At 46.2% G+C, this 17,747-nt stretch carries 16 protein-coding genes, 1 other RNA gene and 1 pseudogene; 16 read left to right on the forward strand and 2 right to left on the reverse strand.

The window, feature by feature from the left end:
* Positions 1-53 precede the first annotated feature (53 nt).
* The 10 genes and pseudogenes from FYJ45_RS11245 to FYJ45_RS11290 all read left to right on the forward strand — a co-directional run bounded on the left by FYJ45_RS11245 (position 54) and on the right by FYJ45_RS11290 (position 11,651).
* The gene (locus FYJ45_RS11245; RefSeq protein WP_154464651.1) at positions 54-1,064 is read left to right on the forward strand and encodes a deoxyguanosinetriphosphate triphosphohydrolase; all 1,011 of its coding nucleotides are present in this window, start codon (positions 54-56) and stop codon (positions 1,062-1,064) included.
* A gap of 58 nt (positions 1,065-1,122) precedes the next feature.
* Positions 1,123-2,895: a DNA primase gene (dnaG, locus tag FYJ45_RS11250; RefSeq protein WP_154464673.1), complete on the forward strand. Its 1,773-nt coding sequence runs from the start codon at positions 1,123-1,125 to the stop codon at positions 2,893-2,895.
* Between the two features lie 40 nt (positions 2,896-2,935).
* Positions 2,936-4,129, forward strand: coding sequence for an RNA polymerase sigma factor RpoD (gene rpoD, locus FYJ45_RS11255; protein WP_025491372.1), 1,194 nt, complete (start codon positions 2,936-2,938; stop codon positions 4,127-4,129).
* Positions 4,130-4,141: 12 nt separating this feature from the next.
* On the forward strand, positions 4,142-4,957 hold the full coding sequence (locus FYJ45_RS11260; protein ID WP_154464652.1) for a tRNA (adenine(22)-N(1))-methyltransferase: 816 nt from the start codon (positions 4,142-4,144) through the stop codon (positions 4,955-4,957).
* A gap of 61 nt (positions 4,958-5,018) precedes the next feature.
* Positions 5,019-5,801, forward strand: a complete 783-nt coding sequence (locus FYJ45_RS11265; RefSeq protein ID WP_021639831.1) for a Nif3-like dinuclear metal center hexameric protein — start codon at positions 5,019-5,021, stop codon at positions 5,799-5,801.
* Positions 5,802-5,810: 9 nt separating this feature from the next.
* Positions 5,811-7,505 carry a nucleoside kinase gene (locus tag FYJ45_RS11270; RefSeq protein WP_154464653.1) on the forward strand — a complete coding sequence of 565 codons (1,695 nt, stop codon included), beginning with the start codon at positions 5,811-5,813 and terminating at the stop codon, positions 7,503-7,505.
* A gap of 57 nt (positions 7,506-7,562) precedes the next feature.
* Entirely contained in the window at positions 7,563-8,447 is an 885-nt protein-coding gene (locus tag FYJ45_RS11275; protein WP_154464654.1) for an SPL family radical SAM protein, read from the forward strand.
* Positions 8,448-8,645: 198 nt separating this feature from the next.
* A complete protein-coding gene (locus FYJ45_RS11280; RefSeq protein WP_154464655.1) occupies positions 8,646-9,407 on the forward strand; it encodes a WGR domain-containing protein in 762 nt (253 codons plus the stop codon).
* A 334-nt stretch (positions 9,408-9,741) separates the two neighbouring features.
* Entirely contained in the window at positions 9,742-10,593 is an 852-nt protein-coding gene (locus FYJ45_RS11285) for a tyrosine-type recombinase/integrase (RefSeq protein WP_154464656.1), read from the forward strand.
* Positions 10,586-11,651: pseudogene (locus FYJ45_RS11290) on the forward strand (IS91 family transposase). The gene FYJ45_RS11285 and the pseudogene FYJ45_RS11290 overlap by 8 nt, the downstream one beginning before the upstream one ends.
* Positions 11,652-11,942: 291 nt before the next feature.
* Here the strand turns inward: FYJ45_RS11290 and FYJ45_RS11295 are convergent.
* A complete protein-coding gene (locus tag FYJ45_RS11295) occupies positions 11,943-12,629 on the reverse strand; it encodes a Dph6-related ATP pyrophosphatase (RefSeq protein ID WP_154464657.1) in 687 nt (228 codons plus the stop codon).
* 229 nt (positions 12,630-12,858) lie between these two features.
* On the opposite strand from FYJ45_RS11295, the gene FYJ45_RS11300 reads away from it, so the two are divergent.
* The 4 genes from FYJ45_RS11300 (at position 12,859) to FYJ45_RS11315 (ending at position 15,317) form a co-directional block, all read left to right on the forward strand.
* Positions 12,859-13,410 carry a TetR/AcrR family transcriptional regulator gene (locus FYJ45_RS11300; RefSeq protein ID WP_154464658.1) on the forward strand — a complete coding sequence of 184 codons (552 nt, stop codon included), beginning with the start codon at positions 12,859-12,861 and terminating at the stop codon, positions 13,408-13,410.
* Positions 13,400-13,684, forward strand: coding sequence for a hypothetical protein (locus FYJ45_RS11305; RefSeq protein WP_154464659.1), 285 nt, complete (start codon positions 13,400-13,402; stop codon positions 13,682-13,684). The genes FYJ45_RS11300 and FYJ45_RS11305 overlap by 11 nt, the downstream gene beginning before the upstream one ends.
* On the forward strand, positions 13,671-14,891 hold the full coding sequence (locus FYJ45_RS11310) for a condensation domain-containing protein (protein ID WP_195841784.1): 1,221 nt from the start codon (positions 13,671-13,673) through the stop codon (positions 14,889-14,891). The genes FYJ45_RS11305 and FYJ45_RS11310 overlap by 14 nt, the downstream gene beginning before the upstream one ends.
* Before the next feature lie 156 nt (positions 14,892-15,047).
* Entirely contained in the window at positions 15,048-15,317 is a 270-nt protein-coding gene (locus FYJ45_RS11315; RefSeq protein ID WP_408609493.1) for a DUF7010 family protein, read from the forward strand.
* A 225-nt stretch (positions 15,318-15,542) separates the two neighbouring features.
* Here the strand turns inward: FYJ45_RS11315 and FYJ45_RS11320 are convergent, their stop codons facing one another.
* The gene (locus FYJ45_RS11320) at positions 15,543-16,244 is read right to left on the reverse strand and encodes a gamma-glutamyl-gamma-aminobutyrate hydrolase family protein (RefSeq protein WP_154464662.1); all 702 of its coding nucleotides are present in this window, start codon (positions 16,242-16,244) and stop codon (positions 15,543-15,545) included.
* 187 nt (positions 16,245-16,431) lie between these two features.
* Here FYJ45_RS11320 and rnpB point away from each other — a divergent pair.
* Positions 16,432-16,820, forward strand: an RNA gene (gene rnpB, locus FYJ45_RS11325) — RNase P RNA component class A.
* Between the two features lie 94 nt (positions 16,821-16,914).
* On the forward strand, positions 16,915-17,376 hold the full coding sequence (locus FYJ45_RS11330; protein ID WP_154464663.1) for a GNAT family N-acetyltransferase: 462 nt from the start codon (positions 16,915-16,917) through the stop codon (positions 17,374-17,376).
* The last annotated feature ends 371 nt before the right edge of the window (positions 17,377-17,747 follow it).

The following is a 17,747-nucleotide window of genomic DNA, read 5'->3' on the forward strand; positions in this document are numbered from 1 at the left end:
CAGGCATTATAATGCCATATATTCGTGGCTGCCGTATGGCGGAAAGGTGACGGATGACAACAATTCGGGAGAATCTGGAGAAGTGGGAGGAGGTTTATTTAAGCCCCTATGCTTCTCTGAGCAAGAATTCCCTGGGAAGGCTGAGGGATGAGGAGCCCTGTGATATCAGGCCCGTGTTCCAGCGGGACCGTGACAGGATCCTGCACTGTAAAGCCTTCCGAAGACTGAAGGATAAGACCCAGGTCTTTCTCGCTCCGCAAGGAGATCATTACAGGACGAGGCTGACCCATACCCTGGAGGTGTCCCAGAATGCAAGGACGATTGCCAAGGCGCTGAGGCTGAACGAGGATCTGGTGGAAGCTATTGCACTGGGCCATGATTTGGGGCATACGCCCTTCGGCCATGCGGGAGAGCGTGCGCTGAACAAAGTCTGTCCCTATGGCTTTGAGCACAGCGAACAGAGCGTGCGCTGCGTGGATATCCTGGAGAAGGACGGCCAGGGGCTGAACCTCACCTTTGAGGTCAGGGACGGCATCCGTAATCATCAGACCAAAGGCAATCCGGCTACGCTGGAAGGAAAAATCGTCAGATTGTCTGATAAAATCGCCTATATCCACCATGACTGCGACGACGCCATACGGGCGGGTATCCTGAGGGAGGAGGATATTCCGAAGCAGGTGCAGGAGGTGGCGGGCAGGACCACGGGCGAGCGGCTGGATCATTTTATCCATGATATTGTGACCAACAGCTTCGGAAAGAACGACATATGCATGTCCCCTCCGGTGGAGGACGCTATGAAAAAACTGCGTTCATTTATGTTTGAGAGGGTTTACACGAACCAGCAGGCCAAAAGCGAGGAAGGCAAGGCCGAGCTGCTGGTGGAAACGCTCTACGATTATTATCTCCATCATATTGATAAAATATCCGGCGAACTGCTTGTTTTGATGGAGAGGGGAGAAGCAAAGGAAAGGATTTGCTGTGACTATATAGGGGCAATGACGGACCGTTTCGCCATTGCACAGTATGAGGAAATCTATATTCCCAAGTGCTGGACGGTGAAGTAATCAACGGATTCCGGTTCTGATGGAACCGGGAGCCTTACAGATTGAGGTGAGAGAAGGCATGTATTATCCGGATGAACTGATAGAAGAAGTCAGGATGAAAAATGATATTGTGGATGTGATTTCAGGCTATGTGCGCCTTCAGAAAAAGGGCGCCAATTATTTCGGCCTGTGCCCATTCCACAATGAGAAGTCGCCTTCCTTTTCCGTTTCGCCCGGCAAGCAGATGTATTATTGCTTCGGCTGCGGCGCGGGCGGGAATGTATATACCTTTATCCAGGAATATGAGAATTACACGTTTCCGGAGGCGGTGAAAATGCTGGCGGACCGCGCCGGTGTGAATCTGCCGGAAATCGAATATTCCGAAGAGGCGAAGAAGGCGGAAAGCAAGCGGAGCAGGCTGCTGGAAATCAATAAAGAGGCGGCCAAATATTTCTATTTCCAGCTTCGCGCCAGACAGGGTGAAACAGGGTACAGGTATCTGAGGGACAGGCAGCTCTCGGATGAGACGATAAAGAAGTTCGGGCTGGGCTTTGCCAATAAGACCAGCAATGACCTGGTACAGTATCTGCGCAGCAAGGGGTATTCCCCGGAGCTGATACACGAAGCGGGGCTGTGCAACGTGGATGAAAAACACGGCATGTACGACAAGTTCTGGAACCGGGTGATTTTTCCCATTGAGGATATCAACCACCGGGTTATCGGCTTCGGCGGCAGGGTGATGGGGGATGGAACACCGAAGTACTTAAACTCGCCCGAAACGCCGATCTTTGACAAAAGCAGGAATCTTTACGGCCTGAATTTTGCAAGGACCTCGCGTAAGGGGAATATCATTCTCTGCGAGGGCTATATGGACGTTATTTCCATGCATCAGGCGGGCTTTGATCAGGCGGTGGCGTCTCTTGGCACCGCGTTTACACTGGGACAGGCCAGTCTGCTGAAGCGGTATACGAAGGAGGTTCTGCTTTCCTACGACAGCGACGGCGCGGGCGTGAAGGCGGCGCTGCGGGCCATCGGCATACTGAAGGAGGCGGGGCTTACCGGGAAGATCATCAGTCTGGAGCCGTACAAGGATCCGGATGAATTTATGAAAAATCTGGGGAAGGAAGCGTTCCAGGAACGTATCGACCACGCGGAAAACAGCTTTCTTTTTGGAATCAGGATGCTGGAGAAGGAGTACAACCTTTCTGATCCGGAGGACAAGACCAGGTTCCACAGGGAAATCGCCAGAAAGCTGTGTGATTTTTCCGAAGAGGTGGAGCGGGAGAATTATATCGAAGCGGTGGCGGAGAAATACCATATCGGCTTCGAAAACCTGAGGAAGCTGGTGGGCAGCATTGCAGCCCAGACAGGGCTTGCCAAACCCGTGGAACGGCCCAAATCGGGAATCCATAAAAAAACCACCCCGGAGGAAAACAGCAAAAAGACCCAGAGGCTTCTGCTTACCTGGCTGGTGGAGGAACCGCAGTTATATAAAAAAATCGAGCGGTTTATCGGACCTGAGGACTTTACGGAGGAGCTTTATGTACGGGTGGCCGAAAGGCTGTTCGCAGGGCTTGAAAAGGGCGAACTGAATGCGGCATCTATCATAAGCCTGTTCCCCGATGAGGAGGAGCAGAGAGAGGTGGCGTCACTTTTTAACACAAGGCTGATGGAACCGGAGACAATACAGGAAAAAGAAAAAGCATTTCACGATATCCTGGTTTCTGTAAAAAGAATCAGCTATGAATATAATACGAGCCGTCTGGGAACTGATGTGGAGGCATTAAACCGCGTCATTGAAGGAAAAAAGGCATTGGAAGAACTTAGCAAAACGCATATTTCCCTGAATTAAGGATAACAATATTAACATGCGCAGGAAGGATGGACTAAGAATGGGCAAAAAGACACAGGAAAAAGCTGATGAGACGAAAAAAACAACAAATCAGAACGAAGCGGAAATGACCCCGGAAGAAAGAGCGGCCGCGGAAGCGAAGTTTCTGGAAAGAGTAAGAGGACTTATCGGCGTTGCCAGAAAGAAAAAAAATATTCTGGAATACCAGGAGATCAGCGATTACTTTGCGGATCTGCAGCTGAATGAGGATCAGTTTGACAAGCTGCTGGAGCTGCTGGAGCAGAGCAACGTGGATGTACTGCGTATCACCGAGGATGATGACGATATTCCCGATGAGGAAATTATCCTGTCCGAAGAGGAAGAAGTGGATATGGAGAGTATCGACCTCTCCGTTCCCGATGGCATCAGCATTGAAGATCCGGTGCGTATGTACCTGAAGGAAATCGGCAAGGTGCCCCTGCTTTCCGCGGAGGAGGAAATCGACCTGGCCCAGAGGATGGAAGTGGGGGATGAGGAAGCCAAAAAGCGTCTGGCGGAAGCAAACCTGCGTCTGGTGGTCAGCATTGCCAAGAGATATGTGGGAAGGGGCATGCTGTTCCTGGATCTGATCCAGGAAGGAAATCTGGGTCTGATTAAGGCTGTGGAAAAATTCGATTATACCAAGGGTTATAAATTCTCCACCTATGCTACATGGTGGATCCGCCAGGCGATCACAAGAGCCATTGCGGATCAGGCGAGAACCATCCGTATCCCGGTCCATATGGTAGAGACGATCAACAAGCTGATCCGCGTGAGCAGACAGCTGCTGCAGGAACTGGGGCGTGAACCTACTCCGGAGGAAATCGCTGAAGAAATGAGCATGCCGGTGGAGAGAGTGCGTGAAATCCTCAAGATTTCCCAGGAGCCTGTATCCCTGGAAACCCCTATCGGTGAGGAGGAAGACAGCCACCTGGGCGATTTCATCCAGGATGACAATGTGCCGGTACCGGCGGATGCGGCGGCATTCTCCCTGCTGAAGGAACAGCTGAATGAGGTCCTGGGCACCCTGACGGAAAGAGAGCAGAAGGTGCTGCGCCTGCGTTTCGGCCTGGACGACGGCCGTGCAAGGACGCTGGAAGAGGTAGGCAAGGAGTTCAACGTAACCCGTGAGCGTATCCGCCAGATTGAAGCCAAGGCGCTGCGCAAGCTCCGCCATCCCAGCCGCAGCCGCAAGCTGAAGGATTATCTGGATTAAGGAAAAAAGAATATGGAATTGTCAAAAAGACTTCATATGGTCGCATCCATGGTGGAAAAAGGAAGTATCCCGGCGGATGTGGGATGTGACCATGGGTATGTGGCGGTATACCTGATCCGGGAGGGCGTCTGCCCCCGCGTGTTTGCCATGGATGTAAACGTTGGCCCTCTGGAAAGGGCCAGGGAGCACGTGGAGGAATTCGGGCTTGCTGCATACATAGACGTGAGGCTTTCCGACGGAATTTCCGGCCTTCCCTGCCGCGGGGGAAGGCCGGAAGCGGATACGCTTCTGGCTGCGGGAATGGGCGGCCGCCTTATGGTGAAGATCATGGAGGAGGGCCGCGAGAAGCTTGCACAGATGCGCTGGGCCATTCTCCAGCCCCAGTCGGAGGACTGGCTGGTAAGGGAGGCTTTGAAAAAGAACGGATATTTTATTACGGAAGAGAATATGATATGGGAAGAGGGCAAATTCTATACCGTTATAAAGGCTGTTAACCTGCAGAACCCGCCGGAAGGTTTTTGCCGGGAAACGTTGGAGGCGCAGGAAAAACGCTTTCTGGAGGAATGTAAGTCCCAGGGGCTGCTTTCATCGGATGAATGGGAAAGGGCGGCGGATATTTTCGGCTCCCGCCTGATTCTGGAGAAAAATCCTGTGCTGCTGGAATATTTAAAGGAGAGCCTCAGGAAGAACCGGCAGATAAGCGCCGGGATAGGCAGCGCATCTGCCGGGGAGGCAGGGGCGCCGGAAAAAGAAAAAACGGCGGGACGCCTTGCACAGCTTGCGAAGGAGCGGCAACTGCTGGAGCAGCTGATTGGCATAATGAAATGAACCGTCCCGGCCAGGTAAGCCGTATCGGGGGATGCGGCGGTAAACATAAGGAGAAGGGCGCATGAAATGCAGTGAGGTAATGGCGAAGCTGGAAGAGCTTTCCCCGCGTTCCTTTGCGGAAAGCTGGGATAATGTGGGGCTGCTTGTGGGGAGCAGGGACAAAGAAGTGGAATCGGTTATGATTGCGCTGGACGCCACGGACGCGGTCATTGATCAGGCGGTGCTGGCGGGAGCGGATATGCTTCTGACCCATCACCCCATGATTTTTTCTGCGATGAAGCGGATTACGGCGGAGGATTTTACGGGAAAGCGGATTATCAAGCTGATTGCAAATGATATATCATACTATGCCTGCCATACCAACTTTGATGTGATGGGAATGGCGGACGAAGCGGCAGACCGCCTGGCGCTGGCGGACAGGACGGTGCTGGAAACCACCTTTGAGGATGAGCTGTCCAAGGAGGGAATCGGCCGGGTGGGCATTTTCCCGGAGGAGATGACGCTGCGCGAGTGCGCGGCCTATGTGAAGGAAATATTTGATCTGGAAACTGTCCGGGTATTCGGAGAGGCGGAACAGAAAATAAGGAAGGCGGCTGTGGTGCCTGGCTCCGGGAAGGATTATATCTCCCAGGCAGTGCGCGCGGGCGCTGATGTTTTTATCAGCGGGGATATCGGTCATCATGATGGTATAGATGCGCTGGAACAGGGAATCACTATCATAGATGCGGGACATTACGGGCTGGAACAGATTTTTGTCCCCTATATGAAGGAATTTTTAAGCAGGGAGCTGCCGCAGCTGCATTTGCTGACAGCCAGGCAGCAGGAACCCTTCTGGTATGAATAGGAGCGATTTATGGTAAAAGTAACGGTAAACGGGATATGCAGGGAATATGAAAACGGCGTGACCTATGAAAAACTGGCACAGGAGCATCAGGCAGAATACGATCACAGGATTATTCTTGCCATAGCCAACGGAAAAATCAAAGAGCTTCACAAAACGGTGGATCGTGATGCTGCCGTTACCTTTCAGACGCTGGCGGGCAGAGTGGGACACGATACCTACATCCGCAGCGCGATCATGCTTCTTATCAAGGCCATCAGCGATATCGCCGGCTCCCCCAGGGCGGGCAAGGTTTCCGTGGAATTTTCCATCGGCAGGGGCTATTACTGCATTCCCAGGGGAGAACTGGCTGAAAAGGTAATCTGCGCCGACGGGGAAGAGGACGGCCAGATAGAGGCCGGCTTCGTGGAGCAGGTCAGGAAAAGAATGTGGGAACTGGTGGAACGCAGGCTTCCCATCAGTAAAAAAGCTTATCCCACGGACGAGGCAATCGAGATTTTCAATGCCCAGGGAATGGAGGATAAGGTCAGGCTGTTCCGTTACAGGCGCGGCTCCTATATCAATGTCTATTGTCTGGACGGATATTATGACTATAATTACGGCTATATGGTGCCGGATACCGGATATTTGCAGTATTTTGACCTGATACCCTATAAAGCGGGCCTGATGCTGATGCTTCCCGACAGAAGCGAGCCGGAAACCCTGGTTCCCTTTGAACCCAGGGAAAAGCTGTTCCATACGCTCCTCCGCTCCAACGATTGGGGAGAAAAAATGGAGATAGAAACCGTGGCGGATCTCAATGACAAGATCTGCGAGGGCGATCTGGCGGAAATGATCCTGGTGCAGGAAGCAAGGCAGGAGCGCAGGATTGCGGAAATTGCAGGAGATATCGTCAGGCGCGGAAATGTAAAATTCGTCATGATTGCAGGGCCGTCCTCCTCAGGGAAGACCACCTTTTCCCATCGCCTGGCCATCCAGCTGAAAACCCATGGTCTGGTGCCCCATCCCATTGCGGTTGACGATTATTTTGTAGACCGGGATAAGACGCCGCTGGACGAAGAGGGCAACTATAATTTTGAATGCCTGGAAGCCATTGATGTGGAAAAATTCAATCAGGACATGGCGGATTTGCTGGCGGGAAAACGGGTGGAAATGCCCCGTTTTAACTTTAAAACAGGCCTTCGTGAATACAAAGGGGATTATCTGCAGCTCGGGCCTGAGGACATTCTGGTGATTGAGGGAATCCACGGCCTGAACGACAGGCTTTCCCATTCGCTTCCTCTGAAAAGCAAATATAAAATATATATCAGCGCCCTCACCAGCCTGAATGTGGACGATCATAACCGGATAGCGACAACGGACGGCCGCCTGATCCGCCGTATGGTGCGTGACGCCAGGACAAGAGGCGCTTCCGCCACCCACACCCTGCGGATGTGGTCCTCCGTGCGCAGAGGGGAGGAGGAAAATATTTTCCCATTCCAGGAAAGCGCTGACGCGATGTTCAACTCTGCCCTGATTTACGAACTGGCGGTGCTGAAGCAGTTTGCGGAGCCTTTGCTTTACAGCGTGAGGAAGGATCAGCCGGAATATTTTGAAGCAAAGCGCCTGCTTAAATTCCTGGAATATTTCCTGGGCGTGAGCAGTGAAAACCTTCCCAATAATTCCATTGTACGTGAATTCGTCGGAGGCAGCTGCTTCCGGGTGTAGACAAGCCGTGAGGGCTGCCTGCCCGGGGAAGAAACAGGCGGCCGGAATGGAGCGGTTATGTTTGAAGTGAATGTAAAATCAATTCTCTCAGCCGGAAACGGCATGAATCTGTTCAGGGGCTGCTCCCACGGCTGTATTTACTGCGATGCCAGGAGCACCTGTTACCAGATTCATCCCGACCGGCCTTTTGAGGATATCGAGATCAAAAAGAATGCGCCACAGCTTTTAGAGCTTGCCCTGCGCAGAAAAAGGGAACGCTGTATGATTGGGACAGGCGGTATGAGCGATCCTTATATCCCTCTGGAAAAAGAGCTGGGACTGACCCGCCGCTGTCTGGAGCTGATAGACGAATACGGCTTCGGCCTTGCCATCCAGACAAAATCCGATCTCATACTGCGTGATCTGGATTTGCTCAAAAGCATTCACCGAAAAACAAAATGCGTGGTCCAGATAACGCTTACCACCCATGACGAGGCGCTTTGCCGGAAGCTGGAGCCTCATGTGTGCACCACAAAACGGAGGGCGGAGGTCCTTGATATCCTGCGGGAGGAAGGCATCCCCACCGTCTGCTGGATGACGCCCATCCTTCCCTTTATCAATGACACGGAGGAAAATATCTGCGGCATACTGGATTACTGCATCCATGCAAAAACCTATGGAATACTGACCTTCGGGATCGGCGTGACCCTCAGAGACGGCGACAGGCAGTATTTTTACCGCAAGCTGGACGAGCATTTTCCGGGCATGAAGCAAAAATACATACAAACCTACGGGAATGCCTATGAGATACCCTCCCCCAGCCAGGCCTCTCTTATGCGGCTGGTCAGGAAAACCTGTGCTCAGCACGGGATTGAAAACAATACGAATCGGATTTTTGCTTATATGAACCGCTTTGAGGATAAGCTGGCGGGAGAGCAGCTGTCGTTGTTTGACTTTACCTGACAGTGTGGTCGTGACATTATACGCGGATGCGGATCCGGTGTCTGCACTGTGGGGAACATCTTCTTTGGACAGCTTGTAACTTCGACAGGTTTCTTTTTTATACTCTGCTTTTAGCTGAAGGCTATCATAGACGGAGAAAGCGTACTCAACAAATCCCCATTGGTTTATGGGAAAACGAATAGATTTGGAGGGCAGGATATGCAGAAGGCGTTACGATATACAGATGAAAAATCGGACAAGTTTTGGCGCATAGAAACAGCGGGCTGTGAACTGGTAACCAACTGGGGAAAAACCGGCACAACAGGACGTTATGAGATAAAAAATTTTGATACAGAGGATGAATGTGAAAAACAGGCGTCTAAGCTTGTGCGGTCTAAAGAGAAAAAGGGATATACAGACATGCATGACTTTGACACAATGCATCACCTTTACTTTGATACAGATGAATATGGTTTGCATCCCCTGACCAGCCATCCCGTTTTCCGTACCTGTTTTTCTGAAGAACTGTATTATGACTGCGGCGATGAAGAAGCTCCTTTTGGTAGTGATGAAGGGAATGACACATTGCATTTTTTAGAGGAATCTGTACGGAAACGGCCCAAAATGTGTGTTGCTGATTTCCCTGAATTATTAATCGTAAAAGAGTGGAACTTAACCTATTTGCCGCCTGAACCGGAGCAGACGGATGACGAACTGAAAATACAGGCAGCACAAACTTATCATGGACTGAAAGGTGATCAGACACTTTTGCAGACAGACCAGGTTATCCTTGCGACTGTATTCGGTCAGATTAAAATTATGGGAAAATTGGACGAGACATTACAGGTATTGGCGTTCCGGTCGCTTATGCGCATGGAAAGAATGTACCGTCTCTTATGGAATTGGGATAAAGAGGAACCACCATATAATATTTCCATCATGAGACGGGATTTAGAACGATTTATAAATCGTGATTGTTGATTATACATACACAGTTTGCCGCCGTGTGATTCGCTATGTTGGCAAAAGGCATACTTGGTAAATTGGAATTGAACAAAATCGCTGCGCGATGGCCTGCCAAGGCTATGGCATAGCGATTTTCTCTTTTCTATAACAAAAGCAGTGGAAAGCAAGTCCTAAAAGTAGTATTGTTAAGTCACCACAACGAAACAATCAAACAGGATCGACCTTCCCACTGCCTATGAAAAGAATACCATCCTTCCGCTTGATTGGCAAGCGGTTTTATGACCCAAATGCACCTCCGTGTAAAGCAGTGTTGTGTGATAACTACTGATTTTACATGGAGGATTTTATTATGTACGAAAAATATTTAGAACAGCTTGAGGAAGCCGGAAAAATCCGTAACCTCAAAGAACGTTCCATTAACTGCTATAAAAACTATGTCTCTTACTTTCTGAAATATCAGGGTAAGAGTCCGGAAGAACTTACCTGTCAGGATGTCAGAACTTTTTTACTTGCAAAAAAAGATGAAGGACTGAAAGCCACAACTCTGAACCTTTATAATTCTGCCATCCGTTTTTTCTACCGGAATGTCCTGCACATACTTTGGGATGATATCACGGTTCCACGTATGATTCTGGAGCATAAGCTTCCAACAGTACTGACCGCCCCTGAAATCGACCGTTTGTTAGAAGTTGTCTATGACATCAAATATAAAGCTATGTTTGCAACGATGTATTCTTCCGGGATGCGTGTTTCTGAAGTCATTCATCTGCATTATGATGATATTTCACGTTCAAATATGCAGATTCATGTCCGGGATACAAAGAACCGGATGGATCGTTATACAATCCTTTCCAAGAGGTGTCTGAATCTCCTTACACAATACTGGTTTGAAAAAGGACGTCCCCGTGGAATCCTGTTTCCTAATAAGTTCACTGGCAATTATCTGACAGTCAGTACACTGGAACAGGTGATGCGCCGTGCCGTATCCGTTGCTGAACTTCCGAAGGAAGCAACTCCACACTGCCTACGTCATAGCTTTGCAACTCACCTGATGGAGCAGGGAGTAGAACGGCAGAATATTCAGGCACTGCTGGGACACCGTGACCCAAAATCTACGGAAGTTTATCTTCATGTCAGCAACAAATCCCTGATGGGAATCCAAAGTCCGTTTGACAGGAAAGAAGGTGCTGTTCATGAATAAACCAACTGTGCAGGATATCTTTCTACGTTTTTATTCGGCATACCTTGAAAAGTATTCCCCTTCTCCTGAACAGGCAAAAGTTTCCCGGAACATCATGAACTGTAAAACAGGCGCTTACGGTGCGAATGTCAGCGTATGTGAGGACTGTGGTGCCATTCAGATTCACTATAATTCCTGTCGCAACCGCTGTTGTCCCATGTGTCAGGCTATTCCAAAGGAAATGTGGATGGATGCACGCAGAGAAGATGTGCTTGATGCCCCTTACTTTCACTTGGTATTTACAGTGCCGGACATTCTAAGTCCAATCATTTACAGTAATCAGAAACTGTTATATGATACCCTGTATCATGCTGCTTCTGCTACAATCAGTGAATTGACTGCTGACCCAAAGCATCTTGGTGCAGATGTTGGATATATCTGCATCCTGCATACATGGGGGTCTGAAATGAACTTTCATCCTCATATCCATACAATACTGCTCGGCGGTGGTCTGACATCCAAAAACGAATGGAAAGACAACGGTACGGAGTTTTTTCTTCCCATATGGGCTATCTCCAAAGTCTTCCGTGGAAAATATATGGAGGAGTTGAAAAATCTTTGGAATACGAATCAGCTTGAGTTTCATGGAACTGCTGAAAAATACCGTAACCATTATGCGTTCAAAGAACTGCTTGATTCCTGTTATGATGCGGAATGGATTCCTTATTGTAAGAAAACTTTTCACGGCGCACAGTCTGTGATTGATTACCTTGGAAAGTATACCCATAGGATTGCTATCAGCAATCACCGCTGTTGAATTCATACGACGTTTTTTGATGCATGTGCCACCAAAACGTTTTGTCAGGATTCGGCATTACGGACTTCTTTGTTCCCGTTGCAAACGAAAGAAGCTTATTTTATGCAGGAATCTTCTTGGATGCCAAAAGTATCTCTCAAAACTCCGGAATAAGGAGATTCCTGAAATAATAAACCAGCTTTATGGGATAAATGTCTGTGTATGCAAATCCTGTGGCGGTCATCTTGGAAAACCACAGCTTCGAATACCACAAAGATGTTAAAAGGTTATTCTCTCATACTTTTTCTGAAGCCTCAAAACTTGAGGTTTTGTTGTTGTACCTATTTATCTGAAAACACTTGATTTCTGTAGCTTCAGCACAGGAAATCCTGTATAATCATGGGTAAGAACAAAAGATTGAAAGTCCATAGGTAGTGGCTACCCGGACGCTTACTTTGTTCAATTAGGTCAAATCGAAAATGGTGTAAACGAAGGGGCAGTTCACTGGAATGCCAAAACTGCTTTTTCGTTTACCCCATCATCGATTCTAACCTAAAGAATTGGGCGAAGGAGATTATCTAAGCTCAAGGTACCAATACCTGTTCAGCATTGTATTTGTCTCATTTGGATAATCTCTGTAGTATCTGCTTACTATTTCAAATTCAACCGGTTTCCTGAATATTGGTCCATCAAAGACAAAAGAATGATACTCACCATTTTCACCACAAATGTCTACATAGTCGGGCAAATCATTCAGGAAGGATTCATCAATTACTCTACCAACAAAAGATTCGTCAAGCATAGAGCCATCTACACAAGTTACTATGCTTTTGAAGCCCAATGATATAAATTCCTGCAATAATTCTCTCGGTTTACTATTCCACAATGGAAACTCGGCTTGAATACCCTGTCGCCTACAGTTATCAATTCTTTGATTTCTCAAGTTTTCCAGGTATAAATCACCAAAAAGTGCGATGTTGAGCTGTTTCTCTTTGAATTTTTCTATGTGCATTTCCATCGACTTTTTATATTCGTCTGATGGAGCAGTTAAATCAAACTCCAAAATCGTTAATGGTATCCCGATAGAGTCTGCTTGCTGTTTGAGCAGTTCTATACCAATCTCGTGCATAGCGATTTTAGAGCCATCTTTTTTTATTGTGGTGAACAGTGCTTGCACATCATATATTCCCGATTGCAAGGCTTTATAAAGAGCTAACGCGGAATCTTTCCCGCTGCTCCAGTTAAAATATGCTTTCTTCATTATTCCCTCACAAATATTGATTTAGCGATTTGGATTATATTGTATCACTCATATTATAAACTTTTCTACCATTTTCCAATATTTGCCCATATTGTTTTATATCACTATAGGAAATTCGGGCGCCATTTTGGCACCAAAGCGTCAACTATCAGCCAGATAAATTGACAAGAATCTTTATGCAGTGTATAATAACATTGATATATAACTTAGTTATTTTATGGAGAATATTATGCCGCCAAAAGTTAAGATACCCAGAGAAGCTATTATTGAAAAAGCATTTGAGTTGACAAAAGAATATGGCTTTGAAAAAGTAACCGCACGTTTGCTTGCCAGTGAATTAAAATGCTCTACTCAACCAGTGTTTCATGCTTTTCGCAACATGGAAGAACTGAAGGAAGAAGTTTACAAAAGAACGCAAAAACTATTTGAAGAAACCATGCTCCAACAGCCTTTAGATACCGAAACCCCCTATTTTTTAAGCATGGGACTAAAGTATGTGGAACTGGCTCAAAATGAAAAAAATCTGTTCCATCTACTATGTATGTCAGATAGCGGAACAAGACTTGAAAGCCTTTACGATTTGGCTAAGCACGTTCCTGTTCCGATTGAACCGGAAGTGTTTGTGAAAACATGGATATTTACGCATGGTATAGCAACGATTGTTTCTACGAACACAACGAACATTGCGCCCGAAGAAATAAGGCAGTTACTTATAGAAGCATGTGCCAGTTTCAAATTATACCACAATGAAAACAAGAGAGGTTCGGCAATTGAAACATAAGAATATGGACTATGATAACCGCTATAAATATAAACTGAATATGCTTGAACCGGGGCTTACCATGATGAAACTCATCGGCGTATTATTTGTAACTGGTATTTTATTTTGGGTGGCAGGGTGGCATTGGCTTTCTTCAATTACTTTGTTTTTGGCAGGAGCCGTATTTGCTGTTTTGTTAATCTTGTTAGCCATTGAAGCACATCAGGATAAGGTGTTGAATGATATTGCTATGTGGGAAAACAATGACTTGGAGAAAAAATATGAAATCGGTTAAAAATTATGTGTATACAGAACGTGCGCATTTTATGTGTCCTAATATGCACTTTGGGATTATGGCAAAATTAGAAAGCAATTATGATGAAGGGCGGCTAAAACAAAGCATAGACACTCTTCAAAAAGCGCACCCGTTTCTGCAAAGTTTAATTGTAGAGGAAGCGGACACTGGCAGATTTTATTATCAAATACAAGATTATTTGAATATTCCTGTAATGGTAAAAGAAGAAGCTGCTTTGTGGCAAGAGGATTATGAGGAAATATCTGTCCGTGGGTGGAATGTCATGAATGAATGTCTGCTAAAAGTAGTGGTTTATCCAAAGGAAAATGAATTTCAAATACTTTTTATCGCCCACCATCTTTTGTGTGACGGCAGAGGGCTTCTACAACTGGCAGAAGAATTTGCAGAGCATTATGCTAACGGAGTAATACCGCAATTTGCCCCGGAACGCTTAATTCAATGCTTAAACGATCTTCCCTCAAACAGCGATTTACCTCTTATCAGTAAATTGATAATAGGCGACGCAAATAGAAGATGGAAAAAAGAGGGGCAACAGGTTATGTATGAGGAATATAGCGCATTTGAAAGAGCCTATATTCAAAAACACAAAATGAAACGGGAAACTTTCACCGTTTGCAATCAGGAGTTAGAAAAAATACTGACTTTATGTAAACAGCATAATGTTACTGTAAATGACTGGCTGATTGCAAAGATGATGTTGGAAGAGAATACAAACAAGGTGGTTATTGCGGCCGATATTCGTAAACAGACAAAATGTTACAGGCAAGGGGCAATGGGAAATTATTCTACTGCTTTTAGCATTTTTGTGAAAAAGAACGAGGGAAATGTGATTTCCCTTGCAAAACGCGTAGCGTCACTTGTCACAAATATATGTCAGCACCCACAGAAAGAAATGCTTGTGCTTGCCTGTTATATACATATGCAGCCGGAGCTGATTGACGCTGTTGCAATATCTACATTAGGAGAGTTTGGAAGTAAAGCAGGAGCATTTGTAGGAAGAAATATGTTTGGATATGGTTCCCAAAATGGTTATAGCATAACCAATTTAGGAAAAATCAAAAGCAATATAATTGAAGAAGCTATTTTTATACCGCCTGCTTCGCCTGCCAATAAAACAACTTGGGGAGTTCTAACGGTGAATAGCCGTATGAAAGTATGCGTGTCAAATTTAATTGTGCAGAGTTGATTAATAAAGTGACAAATTGTCTGCAGTTGTGAATATTCAGGAGGTAAAAATGATGTCTTTAAAGGAAATGACAGAAGCGTTTGAGTATATGCGCAATGACAATCCATTAAATAAAGTAAGCTTCCTTTTTACATTGAATGAAATACTTTATATTTAATTGTCTGCTTGGTATATTCAGCAGTACCAGAGAAAATGCTTATGGTTTTAGCAATGATTTTCGGCGGTCACTTACTGCCTTTTGGTTGGCTCTATAAATCCAAAAGTTATATGTACTCTTCGATAATTGTAACAATCAGTGTTTTAATTATAGGATGTACATGCTCTCCTGATATTATTGCATTATTTATGTTGCTTTATGAAATAGTATTTACAGGATGTTTTTTTATTGAAAACAAAAAACTTATGCAAGAAACGCAAAGTAAATAAACGTCAACTTTTTTATCAAATCCCAGTTTTGCTGGTATGATAAACTGGGATTGTTAATGAAAAAAATGCTTCACAATTTTTTTACCATATATTTTCCAAATTGTTTGTGTGGTAATATTTTTACTTTGTGCCATATATGGATTTTTTATGAAATGGCTGTCATATGGGAGCTGCTATATATATGAAACTGCCGTCCCTTTTATCCAGCCCCTTTTATATGGAAGATCAGTTTTTACAGGCGTTGACAAAGGCCTGTAATATTTTTACGCTTGTTTCGTTGTCGCCCCAATGTTCCGGGTGCCATTGGACGCCCCAGAAAAACCGTTTATCAGGAACATAAACAGCTTCTATGATTCCGTCTTCCGCGGTCGCCATGCTCTTAAGAGAAGGCGCCAGATCCTTGATGGCCTGATGATGCCTGCTGTTCACACCCACACTTTTCTGTCCCAGCAGTCCGAAAAGAGGCGCTTTCATTTCAAGGCTTATGCTGTGGGCGGCCCGGTCATAGGGCTTTTTCATATCATGGTCTATTCCAGTGCCGTTCTGGGTGCCTAAATCCTGATACAGGCTTCCTCCCAGCGCGGCATTCATGATCTGAAGTCCCCTGCAGATCCCAAGCACCGGCATATCCTTTTCAAGCGCCCGCTGTATCAGGGCCAGCTCCATTTCATCCCGCTCCGGGCAGAGCCTTCCGCAGAAATCCTCTGTCTTTTCACCATAGACCGCAGGGTTCACATCATGGCCGCCGGTCAGGACGAGCCCGTCTATCCGGCATAAAATATTTTCCAGCACATCCCGGTCCGCAGTTAAAGGCAGCATTACCGGGATTCCTCCGGCATGTTCAATTTCTTCCATATAGCCAGGAAGTATCCAGTAGCTTTTTTTATCATCATCATATAAAGGAGTCAGTCCGATAAAAGGTTTCATAAATCCTCCTGTGTTTTTTAGTTTTAGATTTGCGGTATTTGTTCATTTATCATCCTAAGCCCTGCTTTTTGGACTGTCAACTTTCTTTTTTGGCAGAATGGTTATATTTGCCCTGCGGAATGACTTTTCTTCATTGATTTAGCACTTGCCAAGGTGGAAGAAAAAAGGTATAGTATTGAAAGGAAAATAAGTAAGATGAATAATCGCGGCTGTCCGTATTCCTTTTGGGATGCGGCAGGTGAGGAAAGTCCGGGCTTCGCAGGGCAGGATGCCGGATAACGTCCGGTGGAGGCGACTCCAAGGCCAGTGCAACAGAAATATACCGCCCCGCCTTTGGCGGAAAGGAGCAATCCTTTGGGGTGCAGACCCCGGTAAGGGTGGAAAGGCAGTGTAAGAGACTACCGCCCGTCTGGTAACAGGCGGGGCACATGTAAACCCCATCCGAAGCAAGACCAAACAGAGAGCGACAGGCTTGCCCGGCCTGCTTTCAGGTAGGTCGCTTGAGACTGCTGGTAACAGCAGTACTAGATAGATGATTATTCTCGACATAACCCGGCTTACAGTTTTGCTTATTTTCCTATCAGAAGAACAGGCAGGTGATATATACGTACACCACGCTCTGTTCTTTTTTGTATGGATGGGCTGAGTTTAAAAGGAGGAAGTAAAATATATGAAGAAACAATATCATGCAGAATTTGCCGATGAAGCCTGTGTTTCAGATTGGCTGGGACTTGTTAATATGGTAGCTGACGACTTTCCGGGGCTTGTAATTGCTGATTATACGGTAACACTTCTTAAGAATATCGCCCGGCAGACAGCTCTTTGCGTAAAGGACAACGGAAATATTGTTGGTATTTTATTATTTTCACCCAACCAGCACTGCCTTTCCTGTATGGCGGTCCATCCCCAATACCGCCGTCAGGGCGTTGCATCCGCATTGATTTCGGAAATGCTCCGGCTTATGCCGGATGTTGATATCAGTGTTACGACATACCGCGAAGGGGATGAAAAAGGAATTGCGCCAAGAGCATTATATCAGCGGTTCAATTTTGTGCCGGAGGAACTGTGTATGGAATTTGATTATCCGGTACAGCGGTTTGTGCTGCACAGGTCCCGGAAAAATTTGAACTGAGGTGGCCTTGGTAAGTTTGATAATCTTTTTTCTGTTGGCCGGGGGAGCAGAAAGATTAAATAATTATTTGTGTGTATTCCTACATGTGTTAAATGGGGTTATAAATTTGGGGAGGTGCGAATTATAAGTGCACATTATTTCGCCGGGAGATTCGCACTTGAAAATTGGCAGTATGGAGATTTATGCAAATAAAAAGTAATATAATAATGACAATTTTTTAGAAGAGTTGTATAATGAGTGTGTTATCAGCTCTGAAAGGCGAAAATTTCTCGCACAAAAATTACTGATAAGCACTGAAGATTTAGCCGATGCATGATAAAATAAAAAAAAGTTTTTCGCAAAGGAGAAAATTTATCGTGACAAGGGCTGAA

The sequence above is a fragment of the Eisenbergiella porci genome (genome assembly GCF_009696275.1).
Classification (GTDB): Bacteria; Bacillota; Clostridia; order Lachnospirales; family Lachnospiraceae; genus Eisenbergiella; species Eisenbergiella porci.